This window comes from Streptomyces sp. RP5T (genome assembly GCF_003933965.1).
In the GTDB taxonomy this organism is placed as follows: domain Bacteria; phylum Actinomycetota; class Actinomycetes; order Streptomycetales; family Streptomycetaceae; genus Streptomyces.
The window spans coordinates 1-2,558 of the sequence record NZ_RSAJ01000869.1 but is presented as its reverse complement, the minus strand read 5'-3'; the positions used below and the strand labels follow the sequence as shown (position 1 = coordinate 2,558).

General features: G+C 71.9%; 2 protein-coding genes and 1 pseudogene. 1 reads left to right on the top strand and 2 read right to left on the bottom strand.

Going from position 1 to position 2,558, the window contains the following annotated elements:
• Positions 1-261, bottom strand: a pseudogene (locus tag EHS43_RS42240) (ABC transporter permease); the annotation flags it as partial.
• The gene (locus tag EHS43_RS42235) at positions 258-1,175 is read right to left on the bottom strand and encodes an ABC transporter ATP-binding protein (protein ID WP_125195772.1); all 918 of its coding nucleotides are present in this window, start codon (positions 1,173-1,175) and stop codon (positions 258-260) included. The pseudogene EHS43_RS42240 and the gene EHS43_RS42235, both read right to left, overlap by 4 nt.
• A 206-nt stretch (positions 1,176-1,381) precedes the next feature.
• On the opposite strand from EHS43_RS42235, the gene EHS43_RS42230 reads away from it, so the two are divergent.
• On the top strand, positions 1,382-2,558 hold a 1,177-nt coding region (locus EHS43_RS42230; RefSeq protein ID WP_148104267.1), incomplete at its 3' end, for an ABC transporter ATP-binding protein.

Below are 2,558 nucleotides of genomic sequence, written 5' to 3'. Positions count from 1 at the left end.
GCGCAGGATGCCGCGTTCCCGGTAGCCGGTGAGGGTCTGCGGCATGGACTGCAGGCCGCCGACGATCAGGCCGAGGAGCACGGCCACGGGCACGTAGACGTCGACGGTCCTGAGGCCGCCGAGGCCGGGGTCGGGGTGCCGGAAGGACGGGATCGAGCCGAGGATCACCAGGAGCAGGGTCGGGAACAGCAGGATCCAGAACAGGGCGCCGGGTTCGCGGCGGAAGAGGCGGGCCTCGGTGCGCAGTACGGCGGTGTTCATGCCGTGGCCTCCTGGGGGTCGGTCCTCGTGAGGTCCAGGAACGCGTCGTCGAGGGTGGCGTCGACGACCCGGAGCTGGTGGGCGGTGACGTGCCGGCGGGCGAGCAGGGTGATGACGGCGTTCACCGTCTCGTCGGTGCCGGAGAGGGTGAGACGGCCCGCGCGGTCCTCGACGGAGGCGAGGGCGGGCAGGGCGTCGAGGTCGTGCGCGTCGAGCGGGGCGGACGGGGTGAAGCTGATGACGGTGGCGCCCGCCGAGCGCCGGACGAGGCCGGCCGGGGTGTCCAGGGCGGCGACCCGGCCCCGGTCGATCACCGCGATCCGGTCGCAGAGCCGCTGCGCCTCCTCCATGAAGTGGGTGACGAGCAGGACGGTCACACCGCTCGCGCGGACGTCCTCGATCAGCCCCCAGGTGTCGCGGCGGGCCCGCGGATCGAGGCCGGTGGTCAGCTCGTCCAGGACGACGATCCGGGGGTTGCCGACGAGGGCGAGCGCGATGAACAGGCGCTGCTTCTGGCCGCCGGAGAGCTTGCCGAACCGGGTGGCGAGCTTCTGGACGAGGCCGAGGCGCTCGGCGAGCGGCCGCCAGTCGAGGGGCCGTTCGTAGAACGTCGCGTAGAGCTCCAGTGCCTCACGGACGGTCAGCTTGGCCTGGAGTTCGCTCTCCTGGAGCTGGGCGCCGAGGACCCGGGCCACGCGCGCGTGGTCGGCGACGGGGTCGAGGCCGGTGACCCGGACGCGGCCCGTGTCGGGGACCCTGAGGCCCTCGACGCACTCGACGGTGGTGGTCTTGCCGGCGCCGTTCGGGCCGAGGATCCCGAAGATCTCGCCCTCCTCGACGGCGAAGGACACCCCGTCGACGACGGTCCGGCCGCCGTAGGACTTGCGCAGTTCGCTGACTTCGATGACGGACATGGCGTCAGCGTCCCGGTCGGGGCCCCGCCTGCGCATCGGCCGTCGCGCTCGACACGGCATCGGCCGATCGGTCGATGCCGCGGTACGACCCCCTGGGCCCTTCGCGTACGACCCCTCGAACACGCAGGTCGTAGGTCCAGCGGCCGATCCCGGTACGGCCAAAACTCGGTGGGCGTTGTCAGTGCCGGTCCGTAGGCTCGCAGCTGATGTCCACGACACGTGCAACCACCAACGACCGATCGGCCGTCAGGACCCTGCTGCGCCTGTGGCCGTATGTCCGTCCGGCCCGCGCGCGGCTGTTCACCGCCGCGTTCGTGGCGGTCCTCGCCTCCTGCACGGGACTGGTGATCCCGCTCGTGCTGAAGTGGATGGTGGACGGGCCGGTCGCCGACGGGGACACCGCGGGTGTGTGGCTGGGCGCGCTGTACCTGCTGCTGCTCGGGTTCGCGGAGGCACTGCTGTTCGGGCTGCGGCGGTGGCTGGTGGCGCGGCCGCTGTCCCATGTCGAGGCGGAGATGCGGGCGGGCCTGTACCGGCACCTCCAACGCCTGCCGGTGGCCTTCCACGACCGCTGGGCCTCCGGGCAGCTGCTGTCCCGGGCCACCACGGACCTCATGCTGCTGCGCATGTTCCTCGCCTTCCCGCTGACCTTCCTGCTGGTCAACAGCGTGACGATCCTGGTCGGCGTGATCATCATGCTGCTCCAGGACTGGCTGCTCGGGCTGGTGATCCTCGGCCCCGCGATCCCCGTCGTCGTCACCTGCGTGATCTTCGAGAAGCGCTACGCGCATGTGGCGCGTCTCGCCCAGGACCAGGTCGGCGATCTCACGACGGTCGTCGAGGAGAGCGTGCTCGGCATCCGCATCGTCAAGGGCTTCGGCCGGCACCGGTCGCAGGCCAGGGCGTTCCGTGAGCTCTCCGGCACCCTGCGCGGCACGGAACTGCACAAGGCCCGCCTGCTGGCCACGATCTGGGGTGTCATCGTGACCCTGCCCGAGGTGGCGATCGGGGCGGCGCTGGTGCTGGGCTGTGTGCAGGTGGCGGACGGGGAGCTGTCGGCGGGGACGCTGGTGGCGTTCCTCTCCACCGCTCTGGCACTGAGGTGGCCGGTGGACTCGATCGGCTTCCTGCTGGCGATGAGCCAGGAGGCGGCGACGGCGACGGAGCGCTATTTCGAGGCCATGGACGAGGTACCGGAACAGCAGACCCCCGCACGGCCCGCGGGGGCCGGCGCGGCGGAACCCCGACGGCCCGCGGACGGCCTCCGGTTCCACGACGTCCGATTCCGCTACCCCGACGCGCCCGAGGACTCCCCGCCCGTCCTCGACCTGGTCGACCTCCACATCCGACCGGGCGAGTCCATGGCCCTGGTCGGTGCGACGG

Excerpts from the sequence above, each read along its gene's own strand:
- EHS43_RS42235 (WP_125195772.1), bottom strand. The coding sequence starts at position 1,175 with ATGTCCGTCATCGAAGTCAGCGAACTGCGCAAGTCCTACGGCGGCCGG.